This window comes from Chitinophaga sp. CF418, from assembly GCF_900142925.1.
Classification (GTDB): Bacteria; Bacteroidota; Bacteroidia; order Chitinophagales; family Chitinophagaceae; genus Chitinophaga.
The window spans coordinates 617,002-638,394 of sequence record NZ_FRCN01000001.1 but is presented as its reverse complement, the minus strand read 5'-3'; the positions used below and the strand labels follow the sequence as shown (position 1 = coordinate 638,394).

11 protein-coding genes are annotated in these 21,393 nt (G+C 47.7%); 8 read left to right on the top strand and 3 right to left on the bottom strand.

Going from position 1 to position 21,393, the window contains the following annotated elements; all coding sequences use genetic code 11:
- The first annotated feature begins 16 nt into the window (after positions 1–16).
- From F3I09_RS02595 to F3I09_RS02585, 3 genes are all read left to right on the top strand, one after another.
- Entirely contained in the window at positions 17–712 is a 696-nt protein-coding gene (locus F3I09_RS02595) for an NUDIX domain-containing protein (protein WP_149693473.1), read from the top strand.
- Positions 713–804: 92 nt separating this feature from the next.
- Positions 805–2,751, top strand: a complete 1,947-nt coding sequence (locus F3I09_RS02590) for a HAMP domain-containing sensor histidine kinase (protein ID WP_149693472.1) — start codon at positions 805–807, stop codon at positions 2,749–2,751.
- A complete protein-coding gene (locus tag F3I09_RS02585; RefSeq protein WP_149693471.1) occupies positions 2,748–4,622 on the top strand; it encodes a HAMP domain-containing histidine kinase in 1,875 nt (624 codons plus the stop codon). The genes F3I09_RS02590 and F3I09_RS02585 overlap by 4 nt, the downstream gene beginning before the upstream one ends.
- A 130-nt stretch (positions 4,623–4,752) precedes the next feature.
- Here the strand turns inward: F3I09_RS02585 and F3I09_RS02580 are convergent, their stop codons facing one another.
- The gene (locus F3I09_RS02580; RefSeq protein WP_149693470.1) at positions 4,753–5,751 is read right to left on the bottom strand and encodes a beta-ketoacyl-ACP synthase III; all 999 of its coding nucleotides are present in this window, start codon (positions 5,749–5,751) and stop codon (positions 4,753–4,755) included.
- Between the two features lie 137 nt (positions 5,752–5,888).
- On the opposite strand from F3I09_RS02580, the gene ruvA reads away from it, so the two are divergent.
- From ruvA to F3I09_RS02555, 5 genes are all read left to right on the top strand, one after another.
- Positions 5,889–6,476, top strand: coding sequence for a Holliday junction branch migration protein RuvA (gene ruvA / locus F3I09_RS02575; protein WP_149693469.1), 588 nt, complete (start codon positions 5,889–5,891; stop codon positions 6,474–6,476).
- A gap of 39 nt (positions 6,477–6,515) precedes the next feature.
- On the top strand, positions 6,516–13,763 hold the full coding sequence (sprA, locus tag F3I09_RS02570; protein ID WP_149693468.1) for a cell surface protein SprA: 7,248 nt from the start codon (positions 6,516–6,518) through the stop codon (positions 13,761–13,763).
- Between the two features lie 342 nt (positions 13,764–14,105).
- Positions 14,106–14,468, top strand: a complete 363-nt coding sequence (locus F3I09_RS02565) for a hypothetical protein (protein WP_106601448.1) — start codon at positions 14,106–14,108, stop codon at positions 14,466–14,468.
- A gap of 211 nt (positions 14,469–14,679) precedes the next feature.
- Positions 14,680–16,962, top strand: coding sequence for a TonB-dependent receptor (locus tag F3I09_RS02560; RefSeq protein ID WP_149693467.1), 2,283 nt, complete (start codon positions 14,680–14,682; stop codon positions 16,960–16,962).
- 5 nt (positions 16,963–16,967) lie between these two features.
- A complete protein-coding gene (locus tag F3I09_RS02555) occupies positions 16,968–18,176 on the top strand; it encodes a sialidase family protein (protein WP_149693466.1) in 1,209 nt (402 codons plus the stop codon).
- Positions 18,177–18,577: 401 nt separating this feature from the next.
- Here F3I09_RS02555 and F3I09_RS02550 read toward each other — a convergent pair whose 3' ends face one another.
- Together F3I09_RS02550 and F3I09_RS02545 are read right to left on the bottom strand one after the other, a co-directional pair.
- Positions 18,578–19,333 carry an SDR family NAD(P)-dependent oxidoreductase gene (locus tag F3I09_RS02550; RefSeq protein ID WP_149693465.1) on the bottom strand — a complete coding sequence of 252 codons (756 nt, stop codon included), beginning with the start codon at positions 19,331–19,333 and terminating at the stop codon, positions 18,578–18,580.
- A 9-nt stretch (positions 19,334–19,342) separates the two neighbouring features.
- A complete protein-coding gene (locus F3I09_RS02545) occupies positions 19,343–21,271 on the bottom strand; it encodes a PKD domain-containing protein (RefSeq protein WP_149693464.1) in 1,929 nt (642 codons plus the stop codon).
- Positions 21,272–21,393 lie beyond the last annotated feature (122 nt).

Sequence of the window (21,393 nt, the reverse complement as noted above, 5' to 3'; positions counted from 1 at the left end):
AGACAATAATATTTCAATGAGTGCACAATCATTTTATGCTAATGTACCGCAACACCTGGTAGCAGTAGATTGTATTATTTTTGGATTCGAAAACAGTAAACTGAAGTTGCTGATCATGCAACGAAAGGTAGATCCCATGCAGGGAGAGTGGTCTTTAATGGGTGGTTTTCTCCAGAAAGATGAGAGTGTGGACGAAGCTGCCGGGCGGGTACTAAAGCTAACTACGGGACTGGAAAACATTTACATGGAACAATTAGCCTGTTACGGAGACGTTGGCCGTGACTCAGGCGCCCGGGTAATATCAATGGCGTATTACGCCCTGATCCGCATCCGGGAACATGAACATAATCCCACCCAGCAATACAGCGCACATTGGCTGGAACTGCATCAGATCCCTAACCTCATCTTCGACCACCGCCAGATGATAGCCGACGCGCTGAAGAAATTGAGAGATAATGCTCATTTTCACCCGATTGGCTTTGAACTGCTGCCCGAAAAGTTTACCCTTTCCCAGCTACGCAGCCTGTACGAGGAAATCTACCAGCATGAACTGGATAAGCGTAACTTCCGTAAGAAGATACTGTCCATGAACATATTGGAGAAACTCGAGGAAAAGGATAAAACAACCTCAAAGAAAGGAGCACACCTGTACCGGTTTGATAAACAGAAATATGAAGAATTAAAAAGGAGGGGACTGGTGTTCGAGATATAACAGTATCTTGTAAGAGAAAACAGGCGAAATCATTACACTACATCTGTTTATTATTGTACATCTTCCGTAATAAGAACGTACTCATCTACCTCATGATAGTCATTTCCGGGAGCTTTGTCCGGCAGGGAGCAGTGTTTGCCCAGAATGGGGTTATTTCCCGGCTACAGGCCACTGCGACCGTGACTACAGACAGCGCCCGGTATGTCGATCTCATGAACCAGCTGGCTGGCCAGTTCCAGCACCGTCAGCTGGATACCTGTTTCCTGTATCTCTGTAAAGCCCGCGAAGTAGCCCAGCGGCTGGGTTATGTGAAAGGGGAAGCAGCTGCTTACCGGGGACTGGGAAGCTATTATACCTATCGTGACAACAACTATCTTTCTTTCCGCTTTTACATTGATGCCCTGAACCTGTATAAAGAGCTGGGAGACAGTGCCGGTATCTGCCAGACCTGTATGCACCTGGGGGTATATTACCAGTTTGAAAAACAGTACGAGGAAGCCGGCGGGTACATGAAGCGGGCCCTGGATATTGGTAAGCGCCTGAAAAACGATAGTATTCTCATGGCCCTGCGGGCCAATTATTATTTCATTTATCTCAGTAATCTCCGCGCCGGGCGAAGTAGTGACATCGTCGACAGGAAAAGGGCCGTCCGGGCATTGGCGCTGGCGCGTCAGATGGCCGCCAGGGCAGGCGATGAACGGTTGCTGCTCTATACCGGTATGCTACAGGCCCAGGAGCTGATATATGGTAAAACGGCCGAAGCTGAGGGCGTAACTAAACTCATTGCCCTTGTGGCCGAGGCTGAGCGGAAAGGATATGTGTATCATGCCATGTATGGCTCATCCCACCTGGCTTCTTACAAAGCCCGCAGCCACCAGGCAGACTCGCTGATATTTCAGCGGCAAATGGTGCGGCTGGCGCTGGAAGGAGGGTACCGGGAACTGGCTTTGCCGGTGGTAGCAAAACTCTATGCCTGGTACGATAATCACAACATGGACGATTCCGCCCGGTTCTATGGCTCCGTTATGCTGGATATAGTGGAAAAGGAGGAACTAAGTAAAACACAGGGAGAGCTGGACTACATAGACTATTACATGCAGGAGAAAAAGCTGCGCGCCTTACAATTGCAACACGACTACCAGCAGCAGCTACTGGATAAAAAGGCCATGGAAAGCCGTGGCAGGTACGCGGTTATTATCTTTCTGACTATACTGCTGTTATTGACGGTTTTATTGTTGGTGGATGTCAACCGTTCCCACCGGCGCTCCCGCCGGAATGCCATCCAGCTGGGAGAGAAGAACCGTGAGATCAGCGAAAAGAATGCATTGTTGCGTACCAATGATGATTTTAAAAATAAACTGATCTCCCTCATCGCGCACGACTTCCGGGTGCCGCTGAATCATATCATAGACATCACCAATTTGCTGAAGGACCAGTCCCTGGAATATGATGACGCGACGGCCCTGTTCCGGAAGCTGGAAACCAAGTCCCAGGATACCCTGCATATTTTTGACAGCATCCTGCGCTGGATCAGGTCACAACTGAGCGGTTTCGTATATACCCCGGCGATTTGCCGGCCGGCTGCTATGATCCGCGAGGCGTTGGAGATTATAAAGGATAATTGTTTGGAGAAAGAGTTGAATATACGTGTCGATATTCCGGAGCACCTGCAAGTGCTGGCCGACAGGGAAATGCTGCAGTTCGTACACCGGAACCTGTTACACAACGCTGTGAAATTCAGTCCGCTACAGGGTACACTGCATATCACCGCTGCTGTGGAAGGAGACAAGGCCACTATTTCATTCAGCGATGAAGGAAGAGGAGTGGATCCCGGCATGCTGCAGTACCTGTTCGAATACCGCAACAGGGAAAAAGACCGGGGCCGGACAAATGGCGGCGCAGGACTGGCACTTATCATCTGCAAAGACTTTATGGACAAGATAGGCGGCACTATTCAGGCAACCAACAACCCGGAGAACGGTAGTACGTTCTCCTATACTTTGCCGCTCGCAAAGGAGAGCATAACCCAGGAACAGTGAAAAGAACATGGATACATATCATACTCTTAATGGTAGCTGGCCTGATGGCCGGAAGGCCGTCAGTTGCCCAGGATAATGTGATCCGCCAGTTACGGGCCGACCTGTTACGACAGCCGGATAGTAGCCGCTATACAGATGTATTGAACCAGCTGGGTATGCAATATCATCTGAGTAATACTGACAGCTGTTTCTGGTATGCGGTAAAAGCCCGTGATATAGCTACCCGGCGCGGAGACAAAAGAGGCCTGGCAGGCGCGCTGAATAACCTGAGTATTTTCTATGCATTGAAAGCCAACACCAAGCAGGCTATTGAATATGGCTTTAAATCCCTGTTGCTCTATCGTGAACTGGAAGACCAGCCCAACATCTGCCAGTTACTGATGAATCTCAGTGTGTTCCATTACATGGATGGCATGAAACCGGAATCCAATCAGTACCTCTATCAGGCAATGGAGCTGGGAAAAACACTGACACAGGACTCTATTTACAGCCTGGTGCTGATCAATTATGCCCTACGTTTTGAACAGGACAGTACCCACCGGGATTCTGTGAAATGGGCATTGGAAAGATCAAAGGAAATTATCCGCAGGTATCCTGGTAGCAGGGATGTCTACTATATACAGGCATTAGAGGCCGATGAATGGATGAAGGATGGGGAAGGCGCCCGGGCCGTACAGCGAATCAACCAGCTGGCGGATAAGGCGCTGAAGGAAGGCCTGGTGGTAGTGGCTATTGACATGCTGGATCACATTGACACATATAGGCAGAACGGTTATCCTGCTGATGCTATACCTGCTAAGGAAAAGGCCTTTGCAATAGGTAGCCGGTCAGGGTATCTGAATATGATGCTGCCAACCATTGCCAGCCTGTACCGGTATTACGCCAACAGCAGTAATGAGGCCAAAAAGGCCTACTATGGCCGGGCACTGTGGGAACTGGTGAGAAAGCGGCTGGAACTGAAATCCAGCAATTATATGAACTACCTGGATTACTTCCTGAAAGAGCAGGAGCTGAACGAATGGGAGCTGAGTAACAGGGTACAGGAGCAGAAGATCAACAAGGCCAATATGAAGCGGAAAAGCCGCCAGCAACTAATCGGTTTTCTGGCTGGTGTGCTGCTGCTGATGGGAGGCTTCACCTATGCCCGCTACCGGTCTTACAAACAACTGCGCCGGCAGGAACGTTTGTTGAGGGAAATGAACGATGCCATCTCTGAAAAGAATCAGCAGCTGAATATCCACGATGATTTTAAGAATAAGCTGATCGCTATCCTCGCGCGGGATTTCCGGGAACCATTGAATGACATCATCCGGGTGTCGGCCATGTTCAGAAATAAAGATATGGACCAGGCTTCCATGCAGCTGATCATTGATGAAGCCGTTGTCTCTTCCCGGAAAACACTGGTTATTTTTGATAATATCCTGCGCTGGATAAAATCCCAGTTGTCAGGTTTTGTATATAATCCCGCTCCCTGCGACCTGTTACTGCTTTTTGAACAGGCCATACCTCATGCTGAGCAGCAGCGGATAAAGCTGGATATTCCTTCCGGTTTGTACCTGGCAGGTGATCAGGAAATGTTGCTGTTCATCAACCGCAGCCTGCTGCATTGTGCAGTGAAACTGTCAGCAGGAGAGGAGCCGATAGTGGTACGCGCTATACAGGAGGAATTGGTAAGAGTGGATATTACATGTACGGTAAGCTCATTTACCCCGCAAATGGCGGCTCATTTGTTTGAATACAGAAGAGGGGATGATATGTCTGTGACGCTGGTGATTTGTAAGGACTTCATGGACAAAATGGGAGGTCATATCAGTGCGGAGATACAGGGAGTGCAACTGAGGCTGGGGTATAGTTTGCCGTCATTTAGTTAGGTCAGGAATTAAGAGTTGGATTGCCTGTTTTCAATGTTGCCGGTTGACCGGCTCTATTGCTTATAAACAAACTGCTGTAACCGTTTTGCCGGAAGGCAGTTGCTCCATTCCTAATTCCTGACCGTTTTAATTATTTCGGATCGTATGCCCACTTCAGATAGCAGGCACCCCAGGTAAATCCACCGCCAAAGGCAGCCAGTACCAGGTTGTCACCTTTCTTCAGTTGCTTCTCGTAATCCCAGAGGCAAAGTGGCAACGTACCTGCGGTAGTGTTACCATATCGCTGAATGTTCATCATTACTTTTTCTTCCGGCAGTCCCATGCGGGATGCGGTAGCGTCGATGATACGCTTATTGGCCTGGTGAGGCACCAGCCATGCTATATCATCGGCAGTAAGGTTGTTACGCTTCATGATGTCATGTGCTGCATCCGCCATGTTGGCTACGGCATACTTGAACACCATTTTACCTTCCTGGTATACGTAGTGCTCCCTGTTGGTCACACTTTCGATGCTGGCAGGCTGTGCAGAGCCACCGGCTTTCATATGCAGGTACTCACGGCCATGGCCATCGCTTTTCAGGATGCTGTCGATCACGCCCAGCCCTTCGGTGTTAGGTTCCAGCAATACGCCAGCGCCGCCGTCGCCGAAGATGATACAGGTGGTACGGTCAGTATAGTCAATGATAGAGCTCATTTTGTCAGCCCCGATCACCATTACTTTCTTATAGCGTCCGCTTTCAATGAAACGCGCACCTGTGTCCAGTGCATACAGGAAACCGGAACAGGCGGCACTGATATCAAAGCCGAAGGCGTTTTTAGCACCTATTTTATCAGTTACAATGTTGGCGGTAGCCGGAAACACCATGTCTGGCGTAACAGTGGCCACGATCAGCAGGTCGATCTCTTCCGGGCTGATCCCTCTTTTACGGCATATTTCCTGCGCTACTGGTACACATAACTCAGAGGTTCCTTTACGCTCTCCCTTCAGAATCCTTCTTTCCTTGATGCCCGTACGGGTAATGATCCATTCGTCTGTTGTATCTACCAGCGTTTCCAGTTCTTTATTAGTGAGCACGTAGTCAGGTACATAACCACCTACCGCTGTAATAGCGGCCGTTATTTTGTTCATATTAATAAAATAGATGTTTTAAACGAGGCGTAAAAATACATAAGAATTTGTAAATGTAAGTATAAGGTTACTTACTGCCCCGTTCTTGCTAAATTTTTACTAGGTTTGCTGAACATTAGAAACATTTATCTTCCTGTATGATTGCTTACCTCAACGGAAAACTGTCCTATAAATCCCCTGCTTTGGTATATATTGATGTTCAAGGGGTTGGATACGAAGTGCAGATCAGTCTTAACACCTATTCCCGCATACAGGGACTGGAAAATTGCAAATTACTGACGTATCTGCATATAAAGGAGGATGCACATACACTGTATGGTTTTTTTGACGAAGCGGAACGTCATATGTTCCTCCTGCTGATAGGCGTATCAGGAATAGGCGCCAATACCGCCCGGATGATGTTATCTTCCCTGCAACCTGAAGATATTCAACGGGCAATCGCCATGGAGAACGAAAAAATGCTAGAAAGTATAAAAGGGATCGGCGCAAAGACGGCAAAAAGGGTCATTCTGGAGCTAAAAGATAAAATCAGTAAGCAGAAGGATGCCGGTCACCAAATATCTGTAACACCAAACAATACAATTCAGGAAGACGCGTTAAATGCATTAGTCACTCTAGGAATTGCCAGAAACGTGGCTGAACAGGCAATTAATAAAGTGCTAAAAGCTGAACCACTATTGCAAGACCTCGAAGCGCTTATTAAAAAGTCGCTGAAAGGTCTATAAATTATTTATTACCCTGACCTCTATAAAAACCTATTTCTCTTGTCAAGAAAGACATATTATGGTGCTATTGCAGTAATAGGAGTTGTTTCGTTATTTATTTTTGATACTGCGGCAAGGAATCGTTCGGGTTATTCTAACAACTATACTAAGAAATACTGGCAACCAAACATCATCACACCAGCGGCGCTAGATACCGTTAAAAAGGATACGCTGAAGTTTCCTATAAAAGACCGTTACGGTACCAGTATTACAGATCCTGTCAAGAATCAGATAGATTTAAAAGATCCTGCAGGTTTATCCCGTACTGTTGATTATGATCCCGTCACCAGGCAATATACAGTAACAGAAAAGATTGGCGACCACTACTACCGCAATCCAACCTATCTCAGCTTCGATGAATATTATAAACTCCAGTCTGCTAAGAGCGAGGAGGACTACTGGAAAAAAAGGGCCAGTACCCTCGGATCTCTGAACCAGAAAGGGGACGGACCCGAATTGTATAAAGGCAGCAAGCTGTTTGATAGAATTTTTGGTGGTAATAAAGTGGATATCAAGCCGCAGGGTAGCCTCGAACTCACCTTCGGCTACGAAGGCCAGAATATCAAAAACCCTGTGCTCACAGAACAGGCCCGTAAAACGGGAGGTTTCGCTTTTGATATGAATATCAATATGAACCTGACCGGCAAGATTGGGGACAAGCTGAAACTGATCACTAACTTCAATACCCAGTCTACTTTTGACTTTGAAAACCAGATCAAACTGGAATATACCGGCTATGACGACGAGATCATCAAAAAGATCGAGGCCGGTAACGTAAGCTTCCCGCTGCGCAGTTCGCTGATATCCGGGGTACAATCCCTGTTTGGTATCAAAACCCAGCTGCAGTTTGGCCGACTCACGGTTACCTCCGTACTATCAAACCAGAAATCACAGAAACAGAACCTGCTGATCAAAGGTGGTACCCAGGTACAGGACTTCACCCTGAAGGCGGATGAATATGAAGACAACCGCCACTTCCTGCTTGGTCAGTTCTTCCGCGATACATTCAATACAGCTGTGGCCAACCTGCCCATTATCCAGTCACTGGCATATGTGAACAGGATAGAGGTATGGGTAACCAATAAAACAGGAGCTACCACCAATGCAAGAGATATCGTTGGTCTGATGGACCTTGGTGAGTACAATCCTTTTAACAAGGATTTTCTGCCGCCAGGAGGGTGGAGTTCCAAACTTACCGACAATAGGGCAAATACGATCTACTCTACGGTGATTTCTGACCCGGCCAGCCGTTACACAGGTACGGTTGTCAGCCGATTGCAAAGCCTGGGAATTAAACCCGTCGAGCAATACGAAAAAACCTTCGCCCGGAAACTGGACTCTTCGGAATATACCCTCAACAGGCAGTTAGGCTTCATCTCGCTCAATCAACAATTGCAGGCGGATGAAGTTTTGGCCGTTGCATACCAGTATACTTATAACGGCCGTGTATACACTGTGGGTGAATTCTCCCAGGATATTCCGCCTGACCAGAATAACAGCGCCAACCAGCGTATCCTGTTCCTGAAATTACTGAAAGCTACATCCGCACGTCCAAACCTGCCAGTCTGGGACCTGATGATGAAGAACATCTATTCCACAGGCGCTTACCAGATCAACAGGGCTGACTTTAAACTGGATGTTTACTATAAAGACCCAGGTACAGAGTCCCGTGCACCAAGCGATAAGCGTTACCTGCCGGATGCCCAGGGTATATGGGAGGGAGCTCCGCTCATCACCATTCTGAACCTGGACAGGCTGAACAACCAGAATGACCCGCAGCCGGATGGTATGTTCGACTACGTGGAAGGGTATACTATCAATTCCCAGACGGGGCGTATCATGTTCCCGCAACTGGAACCATTCTCCCAGGGTATCAGAAAAGCCTTCGGCGGTAATGCCGCCCTGGAACGACAGTACCTGTACAAGGTGCTATATGACTCCATTAAAGTCGTGGCGCAGCAGTTCCCGCAACTGAACCGCTATGTCCTGAAAGGGTCCTATAAGTCCGCCAACTCATCCGAGATCCAGCTGGGTGGTTACAATATTCCCCCAGGCTCCGTAACGGTAACTGCCGGCGGACAACAACTGCGTGAGAATGTCGACTTTATCATTGACTATAACCTGGGTCGTATCAAGATCATCAACGCAGGTATCCTGAACTCGGGTGTGGCTATCAATGTGCAGTTTGAGAACAATGCGGCCTTTGGCACCCAGGTAAGGAACTACTTCGGTACCCGCTTTGACTATGTGGTGAACGATAATCTGACCCTGGGATCTACCATCGCCAGGATGAGTGAACGCCCTTATTATCAGAAAGTGAACTACGGCGAAGATCCTATCAAGAACACCGTGGTAGGCTTTGACGTAAACTATAATTCCCAGTGGAAAGGATTGACCCGTTTCCTGAACAAACTGCCTAATTACCAGAGCAATACGCCCTCCAATATCATGTTCACCGGTGAGGTGGCCAAGTTATTCCCTGGTCACAGTAAACTGGTAAATGCCGCAGGTACCGGCCAGGGCCAGGTCTTTATCGATGATTTCGAAGGTTCCCAGAGTGGTTATGACCTGAAGTTCCCGGCTACTGCCTGGGCACTGGCGTCTACACCAAAGGATGCAGTTGACAGCGCCGGTCATGCGCTGTTCCCGAATGCAGACAAATCAAATGATCTTGCCTATGGCCATGACAGGGCAAGACTGGCATGGTATATCATTGAACCTACCCTGCAGATCCCTAAATCGCCGGCATTGCCCGATGGTATCAGCACTGATGATCAATCCGACCCGCGTGTGCGCCTGGTATATCAGAAAGAGGTATTTGCCAACCGTTCCACTGACTTCGGTCAGAGCCAGTTAAGTACACTTGACCTGGCCTACTACCCGACTGACAGAGGTCCGTATAACTTTATTACCAACAGGGATAGTGTTGATGCTGAGGGTCACCTGAAACACCCTGAAAAGGCATGGGGTGGTATCATGCGCGCTATCGATAACAGTGACTTTCAGACACAGAATGTCGAGTTTATCGAATTCTGGATCCAGGATCCTTTTATTAAGGATCCGAACAGCACCGGTGGCCAATTGTACTTTAACCTCGGTAACGTGTCAGAAGATATCCTGAAAGATTCCCGTAAGTTCTTCGAGAATGGACTGCCTAACCCGACTACAGACCTGAATAAAACAGATTCTTCCATCTGGGGCCGCATTCCGAAATTCCAGCAGCAGATTACCCAGGCGTTTGACAATGACCCGGATATCCGCCGTTACCAGGATGTGGGTTACGATGGTTTACAGAGTGGCGATGAACGGACCTTCCATAGGTCATATCTCGACGAACTGGCGAGAAACTTCGGGTCGAATTCCAATATTTATAAGGAAGCATCGGGAGATCCATCCAACGATGACTACAGGCACTACAGGGATTATACCAACACTTCAATCCTGCAACGCTACAAGCGATACAGCAATTCGGAAGGTAACTCCCCGGTTTCACAAAATACCACCTACTCCACCGCAGCTACCAATATTCCTGAATCGGAAGACCTGAACAGGGATAACACGCTGAACGAAACAGAAGAATACTTCCAGTACCGTGTGAGCCTGCGTCCTAACATGGCAGTAGGCACGAACTATATTGTGGATAAGATACCAGCGGAAGTAACACTGGCCAATGGAACGAAGACAATTGAAAACTGGTACCAGTTCAAGGTGCCGATCAGCAGTTTCGGCGCAAAGGTGGGAAGCATCCCGGACTTCAAATCCATCCGTTTCATGCGTATGTTCCTGACAGGATTCAAGGATTCTGTGGTGGTACGTTTCGCTAAACTGCAGCTGGTGCGTAACCAATGGCGTCAGTACGATTATAAACTGCAGCCGGGCGACCCTGTTCCGAACGATGATAAAACTGCTTTCAATACTTCTGCTGTAAATATCGAAGAAAACTCCTCCCGCAAGCCTATCCCGTATACGCTGCCTCCGGGAGTTGTGCGTCAGAATACCGTGAGCACCAACAGTACCGTGCTGCAGCTGAATGAACAGGCCATGTCTATCCAGGTATGCGACCTGAACGACGGAGATACCCGCGGTGTATCCAAAAACCTGAACATGGACCTGCGTCAGTACAAACATATCCAGATGTACCTGCACGCAGAAGCATCCAAGGATCCTAACGGTCTGAAGGACGGTGATCTGCGCGCCATCATCCGTATGGGTAGTGACTTTGTGGAAAACTACTACGAATACCAGATACCACTGAAAGTCACCAGCTGGGGAGGTTCTCATACAGCTTATGACATCTGGCCGGAAGTCAACGATATGGACCTGCTGATGAGCAAACTGACCCAGTTGAAACAGAAGCGTAACCAGTGTGATACCTGTTCTCCTTTAAGACCTTATACCGAGCAGGATGAAAAAGGCAACTATTTGAGCGTGATGGGTAATCCGAACCTGGGTGATGTAAGAAGCATCATGTTAGGTGTGAACAACCCTAAAGATGATGGTTTGCCTAAATGCGGTGAGGTATGGTTCAATGAATTACGCCTTTCCGGTCTGGATGAAAAAGGCGGTTATGCCGGTATGGGCCGTGTAGATATGCAACTGGCGGATCTGGGTACTATCAGCGTGTCGGGTAACATGCACACTACAGGTTTTGGTAACCTTGACCAGCGTGTGAATGAGCGTTTCCGTGATAACTACCTCCAATACGATGCCGCTGCCAACCTGGACCTGGGTAAACTGCTGCCGAAGAGAGCCAGTCTCTCCATCCCTGTTTACGCCGGTTATTCAAGGGCTGTAAGCAGACCGGAATATGATCCTTACGATCTGGACATCAAACTGAAGGATAAGTTAAGGATGGCCCGCAGTGATTATGAACGCGATTCTATCCGTAAAGCTGCGGAAGACTTCACTGCCATCAAGAGTCTCAATTTCACCAACGTGCGCCGCATGAACCTGAACAGGAAGAAGAACCACCTCTGGGATATTGAGAACTTTGATATCAGTTATTCTTATACACAGACCACCAGCCATAGTCCGATCATTCAAAGTGATGAGCTGACAAAACACCGTGGCGGCCTGGGATATACCTTCACCGGTCAGAGTAAGTTCATTACGCCGTTCAAGAAATTGATCAAGGCGAAAACACCGTGGCTTGACCTGATCCGCGACTTTAACTTTAACTACATACCATCACTCATTAGTTTCAGGGTAGATATTACCCGCCAGTTCGGTGCTACCCGTATCCGTAACGTTGGGGGAGATGGTACTTATAAACTGCCGGAGACTTATAACAAGTACTTCACATTCGACAGGTATTATGGTCTGAAGTGGGATCTGTCGAAGAGCCTCAGTATAGACTTCAATGCGGTGAACAATGCCCGTATTGACGAGCCGAGGGGCCGCCTGGATTCCAAAGAGAAGAAAGACAGTTTATGGAACAACTTCTTCAAACTGGGCAGGACCACCAATTATTACCATACTGCCAACATCACTTATACGCTGCCAACTACCAAGATACCTTTACTGAGCTGGACGAGCATCGCCCTGGGGTATTCAACTGACTACCGCTGGACCGGCGCTTCCCTGCTGGCAAAGTATCTGGGTAATGCTATCGAGAACTCCAACCAGAAAACAGTGGTAGCGGAATTCAAGTTCTCAGATCTGTATAGCAGATCGCCTTTCCTGCGAGCCATCACAGGTACACAACAAAAGAAGAAGCCGCAACCGAACAATAACAACAGACCTGGTACCGCAGGCAATCAGAATAAGCAACAGGCATCCAAAAAGGATAATACACCGGAAATATCGCCTATCCTGAAAGCGGTGATGAAACCGTTGTTATCACTGAAACGAATCAGTGTAGACTATTCTGAAAATGGCGGTACCCGCTTACCAGGTTATATAGACAGTACCAAAATACTGGGTATGAACTGGGCCAGCTGGGCGCCGGGTGTACCATTCGTGTTTGGTAAACAACCTGATAAGGCATGGCTGGACGACTTTGCGAAGAAGGGCCTTGTCACACCTGATACCACTTTCAACATCCAGTTCCAGCAGCAATTTACTCAGCGCTGGCAGATACAGGCACAGCTGGAACCAGCGAACGACCTCCGGATTGATCTGAGTATGACCAAGTCATTTACCAAGACACATACAGAGTTGTTCAAGAACCTGTCTGATTCCGGCTTCCAGCACCTGAGCCCTTATGATGCCGGTGGATTTGAGATCACTTACATGGCTATTAAAACCATGTTCGGAGGTATTGATGCCGAATCTGGTACTACCAAAACCTTTAAGGATTTTGAACGTTACCGTCAGACGATCTCCAACCGCCTGGGTGCGCTGAACCCTTATAACAGCGATCCTGGTGTGCCTGTCAACAACCCGAAAGATCCGACTTACCGCTATGGTTACGGCCGTTATGCACAGGATGTACTGGTTCCGGCATTCCTGGCCGCATATACCGGCAAGGACCCTGAGAAGATCGGCCTGCTAAGGAACGCCGGCTTATCCAGTGTGCGCAGTAATCCTTTCAGCAATTATATACCACGTCCGAACTGGCGTGTAGCTTATAACGGATTGACCAAACTGGAACCATTCAAGTCCATCTTTACCAACGTGTCGCTCACACATGCGTACGTAGGTAACCTGAGCATGAGCTCATACAACTCAGCATTGTTGTATGAAGATCCGCGTCTGGCAGGTTATCCGGGATTCGTGGACACCGTATCCGGAAACTATATTCCATACTTCCTGATACCAAACATCACAATGACCGAGCAGTTCGCACCATTACTGGGTATAGATGTGACCTTTACCAATAGCCTGAACCTACGTGTGGAGTTCAAGAAGAACCGTTCACTCAGTCTCAGCCTGATTGACTATCAGCTGACAGAACTCCGTTCTACCGAACTGACCCTGGGAGGTAGCTACCGTCTGCGTAATGTGACATTCGCATTCCTGGGTCAGCCCAAAGACGGCAAGAAAGTGCAGAATGACATGAACTTCAGGCTGGATATGAGCTTCCGTGACGACAAGACGGTGAACAACAGGCTGGATGCCGACCTGGTGATCCCGACAAGCGGACAGAAAGTGATTGGTATATCGCCGTCCATTGACTACGTGTTGAACAACCGTCTGAACCTGCGATTCTTCTACGACCGCAGGCAAACCATACCGGTTATCTCCACTGCTTATCCGATCACCAATACCAGGGGCGGGTTGACATTGAGATTTATGCTGGCGCAATAACAGCATTTTCAATATCATTTTTTCACAGCGGGGTGTCTCAAACAGAGGCGCCCCGCTCTGTTTTTATGCCCCTTGCACGAGCCCCGCGCTACAAACACTAAGCCCCCTGTGCGGGGTCTATTGGCGCGAATGATCGCTTCATGATACCTGTATATTCCTTGCATACAAGTTGCATATGACCAGCATTATCCTTCGTTAATCTTTCGTTCCGAACGAAGGATTAACGAAGGATAATGCTGGTCATATGCAACTTACATGCAACTCAGATGAGAACTAATATCTCCCGGGAACATGATATAAATCATTTGAAATTGGGCAAGTCTTGACCTATTTTTGCAGCAAATGAGATACTTCTTCGTCATATCAGTATTCCTGGGTCTGCTGTTGCAGAACTTCAGCCAGGTAGTGATTATGGTGAAGTATAAGATCGATCAGGCATATATCGCACGTGTATTGTGCGAAAACAGGGACAAACCTGACATGCACTGTAATGGTAAATGTTATCTCAGGAAGAAGCTGCGCCAGGATGAACAGCAACAGCAAAATGGCACTACTGGCAAGGAAAAGTATGAAGTGTCTTTTGTAAATGCGCTGCAGGAGTTTGACTTTACCCCAATTGCCCCTTCCTCAAAACTCATCGTTTATTATCAGGATCCTGAACTGCATACTCCTTTATTCTCTTTCTTTCACCCACCCCAGGCCTAAGATCAGCAAACAATACAATTACAGCATTTATTGTGATGCATTCATATGAGTGATGACACGGCATAGCGCTGTGGACTTCTCATTGATCAGTCATTCCTTCTATTTACTTATTGACCACTATTGCCCGTGATGGCAATTGTAACGGCAGTGATATCCTATCACCTGTCATGCAGTTGCATGCCCTATTACGGCAGTCGAACTTATTGAACCAATGAAATATTTATTACTGATAATAACAGGAGTATTGTTTTTTGTACAGTCACATGCGCAGATGCAGGGCCGTGTGATTGACGCGCAGACAGGAGAAGTATTGCCGGGTGTAAGCGTGCAGTTGTTACACGCAGACAAAGGCTGTCAGACAGATGCAGGAGGACGTTTTGTGCTGCAGGGTAATAAAGAAGATGATTCCATCAAAGTATCTTTTGTAGGATATAAATCACAAAAGCTGGCACTAAAGACACAAGCGCCTTTCATTGTTTCGCTGATGCCCGATATCGCCAGCCTGAATGAAATAATAGTGACCACCAGCAGGGACAAACAATCCCGTACAGATGCACCGGTGGCCATCAGTACCATTTCCACACAGGAGATGAGAGAAACCAAAGCAACTTCACTTGAACAGTTGCTGAACAAGGTAAGCGGGGTGTACATGGTAGACCTGGGCAATGAACAGCATACCATGGCCATCAGGCAGCCTATCGGTTATAAAAGCCTGTTCCTTTATCTGGAAGATGGTATTCCGATCCGCACGATAGGCGACTTTAACCACAATGCACTGATCGAGATCAATATGGCGGCATTGCGCAATATTGAGGTCGTAAGAGGACCTGCTTCTTCTTTATATGGAAGTGAAGCGGTAGGTGGCGCCGTCAATTTTATTACCGCAGCACCATCATTGCAACCCACTGCCAGGATACAGGCAGAGATCAGCGACAGAGGATATAAGCGTACCGATTTCAGCGCTTCCAGCACATTTAATAAAGTAGGTATTAGCTTCGGTGGTTATTATGCTGATCAGCGGAATGGTTATATGGACCACAGCGATTTCCATAAACTGGCTTTTACACTACGGGCAGATTACCAGATCAATGAACGGACGAAATGGATTAATTCCGCTACACTGACCGATTACTACACCGACCAGGTGGGAGGATTGGACAGCGCTCATTTCTACGGAAAGGATTACCGCAATTTCCAGACATTTTCTTATCGTAAGGTAAATGCATTCCGCTACAGAAGCACACTGGAACATACCTGGAGCTCAACAGACAGGACCACGGTAACTGCATTCTTCCGCAATAACAGCATAGGGCAGAATCCATTTTACGCCATTAAAAACAACTTACAGAATCCGCTGAAAGCTACAGGCGAGATCAATGATGACAGCTTTAACAGCTATGGATTGATCATACAACATAAGAAGCAATTCCCCTGGCAGCATGCATCTTTAATTGCAGGTGTGAGCGCCGACTATAGCCCTGCAGCTTATTACTCAGAGTTTATAGATATTACCCGCGATGCTGCAGGTTATTATACAGGTTATACAAAGAAGGATTCATTGCTGACAGACTATAACGTAGGTCTGCTGAATACCGCTGCCTATGCACAGTTTGACATGGAATTGCTGCGCGGCGTAAAGCTGGTAGCAGCTATCCGTTATGACAGGATGGACTATGATTTTGATAATCACCTCACACCTTCTGCTTTCACCGGCGCTCCTGACGATCGTAACAACTTCAATGCGCTGACACCAAAAGTAGGCCTGACATACGACTTCGGAAAGAACCGGGGAATGTATGCTAATTACAGTGTGGGCTTTGCACCGCCTAATATCTCCGAACTGTACAGAGGTGTAAAAGTACCGGTACTGGAGCCTGCTACTTATCGCAACTATGAAGCAGGCGGCTGGTTTGGCTTTGCGAATGACAAGGGATACGTGGATATAGGGGTATACAATATGCAGGGCACAAATGAGATCATCAGTGTGAAACTGGACGATGGTTCCTATGAGAACCGTAATACCGGTCGTACCACACACCGGGGGGTAGAATGGAATGTGCGTTATGCACCGATACGCTCATTATGGATCCGTTGCAGCGGACAATATGCAGAACACTTTTTCAATGAGTATGTAGAAAAAGGTGTGAGCTATGATGATAACCAGATGAGTGGTGCGCCTAAAGTGATCACCAATACAGAGATCACCTGGAAACCTGCTTTCCTGCATGGATTCCGCCTGGCAGGTGAATGGCAACATGTAAGCCGTTACTATATGGATCCACAGAATACACGTTACTACGGTGGTTATGACCTGCTGAACTTCCGTACAGGCTATAACTGGAAGAGGTTCGAATGCTGGCTGAACTGTCGTAATGCTGCGGATGTGATCTATGCTACTACCGCAGAGAAAACAGCTTACAGCACTACTTACAGACCAGGGCCGAAACGTACTTTCAACATAGGTGTTGCTTATACATTTAATGGTAAAAACTAATGACGATGGGGATCAGACAATGGATGATATTACTGGCAGTGAGTACGGTAGCATGTAACAGCCCGAAGGAAAAAATGCAGGTGCTGTCGCATCCGGCGCAGGATGCGTCGTGTCCTTACCTGACTACTACTACGGATGGTAAAACGGTGATCAGTTGGGTGGAAGCACCTCCGGGCGCAGATACAGGTACGCTGTATTATGCAGTATCTGATGATAAGGGTAAGACATTTTCTGTGCCGCAACAGGTACCTACTGCTAATGGCATATTGCCACATGCGGAGAACATGCCTAAAATGGTGTTCAAACCAGATGGAGAGATCATTGCTATTTATGGTGTAGAGCAGAATGATGCGCGCAACAAATATGCAGGAAGAGTATTTTATACACGTTCTTTGAACGGAGGGAAAAGCTGGTTGCCTGCGCAGGCCCTGGTAACAGATACCGGCAGTTATGATCAGCGGTACTTTGACATCGCGCTGTTGCCCGATGGCCAGGCAGCCGCTATCTGGCTCGATAACAGGAAAGATGTGGATGCAGAAGGTTCTTCCCTCTATTTTGCTGTTACTGACGGTCATGAAGGTTTTAAACAGGAAAGGTCATTGGCGGAAACAGTTTGTCAATGTTGCAGAACGGATCTCTATACGGATGGAGAGGGTGGTATCCATATCGCTTTCAGGGATATTATCAATGATTCTATCCGTGATATGGTGCATATGGTGTCTACAGACAGGGGCGCCTCCTTTTCGACTATGAACAGGATCAGTGCAGATAACTGGGTGGTGAGAGGGTGTCCGCACACCGGGCCGGCTATGGTGAAGAACAAAGACGGAATGCATTTTACCTGGTTCACGATGGGAGGAGGAGAAGGTGTTTATTATTGCCAGTCGGCAGATAACGGTCAGACCTATACCCGAAAACAGAAAGTGAGCTCCTTACCGTTGGCCAAACATCCACAGATCACGGCGCTGGCGGATGATAAGGTCATGCTGGTTTGGGATGAACCGGTAAAGGTGAAAAATACCTTTAACAGCCGCGTAGGTTTTCAGTTGAGGGATGGAGCAGGCAAAGTACTGGATACAGGCGTATTGACGCCCGATTCTGCTTATGCATGCTATCCTGTGATAAAAGGATTGGACGATCATACTGTGCTGGTGGCGTATACACAGCGGGAAGGGGAGTTGCAGCAGGTGCGTTGTAAGTTGCTGAATGAATAGTGACAATAAAAAAAAATCCCGCCGGCTTACACCGGCGGGATTAGATTCATTTCTCAGTAGCTAAAAGCTCCGGCCCAATCCTGGCGAGTTGCCCAGCGACCGTAGTTATTCCTTTTAGATCTGTCGGAGTAGAAGCGCCATTCTGCTTTCCACCTGGGATAGTAAAGGCGCAACAAATACAGTGTTGCAAATGTAAGCATAGGGATATGGTTTTTTAGGATAGATAGTCGGCATCATCAAAACGTTAAATAGTTAGTTAGGTCTCACCTCCGCGTGGAGGTATAAAGCTACACCCCTCAGTTACTTACACCACACATAGCCCCTCATATACGTTAATTGTTTCAAATATAAATACAAAACGTCGTATTTGGAATAACATCTAAGTGTTATATGAGTGTTTTTTATTCTTTATCGAAGTAGTAGGCATTGGCCTGTTGTACGCAGGTCATCACCAGATCGTTGATACATACATGAGGAGGTAAGGTAGCACAGTAGTAGATGGTATCCGCTACATCCTCACCTGTCAGGGGCTGGAAGCCTTTATAGAAGTTATCAGCCTTTTCCTTATCACCTTTAAAACGTACTTCTGAAAACTCGGTAACTGCTGCGCCGGGATGTACCGCGGTTACTTTAATACGGTAGGGAAGCAGGTCGATACGCATACCTTGTGAGATGGAATCTACAGCAGCTTTGGTAGCACAGTATACATGTCCTTTTGCATAGACCTGTTTGGCGGCAGTAGAGCCCAGGTTAATGATATGTCCTTTACGCTGGGCCTTGAGCCAGGGAATCACTACTTTCGATACATAGAGCAGCCCTTTCACGTTGGTGTCGATCATTGTGTCCCAGTTGGATACATCATCATCTTCAATGGAGCTCATGCCGAGCGCCAGCCCGGCGTTATTGACAAGGATGCTGACAGCTTTCCAGTTGTCAGGTATATTGCCCAATACGGTATTAACGGCCTGCTGATCTCTTACATCAAAACAAAGGGGGAGTACGGCAATCTTATGTTCCTGCTGCAGCTGTTCCTGTAATGCTGTTAGTCTTTCCTGTCTTCTTCCGGTGATAATTAAATCATAACCATTCGCTGCGAACTTCTTTGCGCATGCTTCACCGAAGCCAGACGTAGCTCCGGTAATTAAAACTATTGCCATAATCCGATTTTATTTCACCAAAGTTACAGTGCCTTTCTTTAAAATACTTTTACCGGTTAAATCTTTTCCGGCCAGTATCCAGATATAAGTGTCTACTGGTGCAGGCATGCCTTTGATGGTACCGTCCCATCCGCTGCGGAAGTCGGTGGAGGAATAAATTTCCTGGCCCCATCGGTTGTAGATGCGGAAGTATTCATATTCCGTGATCCCTACCGGGATGAACCGGAAGCGGTCGTTCTGTCCATCGCCGTTGGGACTGAAGGCCGTGGGGATATATATTTCCGGACCGGCATAATACTTCACGTTGATGGAATCATAGCCAAAACAACCCTGGGAATTGGAAACCCTCAGGAGATAGGTAATATCCTGGTTGCCGCTGGCGACGGGATTCCGAATGGTTATGTTGTTCAATCCGTAGGGTGGCGACCAGGCATAGAATTCCCCGCCACTGGCATTTAGTTGCAGGGACTGGCCTTTTGCAAGGATGGTATCATTGCCGGCAAAAGGATTCACTTCGTAAACGATAACATCTTTCGAGACGGTGGCGCTGCACGACCGGTCAGTAAGCAGGGAGAGTGTGACCGTATACGTGCCTCCCTTCTGGTAAACATAATTGAGGTGGGTGCTGACCGCGCTTGTAGGTTGTGCCGCGTCAGGTATACCAATATCCCAGCGCCTGCTGGTAATTTTGCCATAGGTATAGGTAGAAATATCGTTGAAACGGATCGGTTCTCCACGGCAGAGACCTTCCACGGTAAAATCAGCTTTTAAGCCCGGATAATTGTGTACAAAGCCGGTTACGCTGTCGGTACATGAGAGGCCCCGGTTTACGACCAGTTTCAGCTCGTAAATGCCCGTATCGGGATATAGGTGATCGAAGACAGTCTTGTCGAAGGTGGTAGTGTCTGTACCGTCGCCAAAATCCCAGTAATAGCTGGAGGTAAAGCCGGCATTGCTATAGTTGGGAATGGTCACGCTTAGTTCAGGACTGGCTATACAGTTCATCAGTACTGAAGGGAAGCCCGCCTGGATATCGGTCTTACAATTGAAAACCGTCAGCAGCAGGTCTTTCTGGTGTGAGCCCAGCAACACTTTGGTGCGCCGGTCATATTCATTTACACAAACGGAGATGACGAACTTGCCTTCACGGTTAGGTGTACCTCTGAGTATACCATGATTATCTATGGAGATCTGAGGCGAGCCACCCATGGGATTGAGGCCCGAATACGGTGTGACGTAATTGACGATGGAATTGTAGGGCGGTGGATTGGCAGCTACGCCTTCGCTGCGTGTAGAGCCGCCTGTAAGCGCATTGCACAGGGTGTAGGTAAGGCTGTCCCCGTCAGGGTCGTAGGCGGAATAGTCAAAGGTAAAAGGCAGATTGTTACAGATGACAATTGCACCGTCGTGCTTAAAATACACACTGCTGTTGGTAGGCCGCTTTTCCAGTCCGGAGATGACAGTATAAAAGGTAGACCCTTCATGCTCTGAATCGTAAATGTTGACCAGCTTTTCCCCACGGCAGCAACGCTGATAGGTAACATAATATCCGCCGTAGCTGGCCGGCAGTTCCACCGTATCCCGGTAATAGGCTACCTCCAGGTTTTGTGTGCGGGGGGCCAGGCAGGGATTCTTAAGCGTATCGCGCAGTGCTTTTGTTTCGCTGATATAAAGCTGCCGGGCACTCGTAACACGAATGCCGTTGGCATTATAGATGTTGACGGGAACGGGATTCTCAAAATGATCGAGACATCCCTGAATGGGGCCACAGGTGAAGTCGGCATCCCGGTATAACTTGAGGACGATCTCATATCTGTAAATACCATCTCCGGCAACCCCCAGGTAAGCATAGTAAATTTCGCCGCCAATTATATGGTAAGCATCTGCTCTAACGTGGACAAAGGTGCAGCAAATAGCCAGAATAAGGAACCTGTACATCAAAAGGGGCGCATAACGTAAAAATGACTTTCGTATAGGAATTTACAAAAAAATCCACCGTTAATAAAATCATTTTTTCCAGTGTACATGCGGCTTTGGAAGTACCTGTACAGTAGTTCATT

Bases quoted from the DNA above. Each gene is read 5' to 3' on its own strand.
- F3I09_RS02550 (WP_149693465.1), bottom strand. From the start codon at position 19,333: ATGGCAATAGTTTTAATTACCGGAGCTACGTCTGGCTTCGGTGAAGCA.
- ruvA (WP_149693469.1), top strand. From the start codon at position 5,889: ATGATTGCTTACCTCAACGGAAAACTGTCCTATAAATCCCCTGCTTTG.
- F3I09_RS02590 (WP_149693472.1), top strand. From the start codon at position 805: ATGATAGTCATTTCCGGGAGCTTTGTCCGGCAGGGAGCAGTGTTTGCC.
- F3I09_RS02595 (WP_149693473.1), top strand. From the start codon at position 17: ATGAGTGCACAATCATTTTATGCTAATGTACCGCAACACCTGGTAGCA.
- F3I09_RS02555 (WP_149693466.1), top strand. From the start codon at position 16,968: ATGGGGATCAGACAATGGATGATATTACTGGCAGTGAGTACGGTAGCA.
- F3I09_RS02565 (WP_106601448.1), top strand. From the start codon at position 14,106: ATGAGATACTTCTTCGTCATATCAGTATTCCTGGGTCTGCTGTTGCAG.
- F3I09_RS02545 (WP_149693464.1), bottom strand. From the start codon at position 21,271: ATGTACAGGTTCCTTATTCTGGCTATTTGCTGCACCTTTGTCCACGTT.
- F3I09_RS02560 (WP_149693467.1), top strand. From the start codon at position 14,680: ATGAAATATTTATTACTGATAATAACAGGAGTATTGTTTTTTGTACAG.
- F3I09_RS02580 (WP_149693470.1), bottom strand. From the start codon at position 5,751: ATGAACAAAATAACGGCCGCTATTACAGCGGTAGGTGGTTATGTACCT.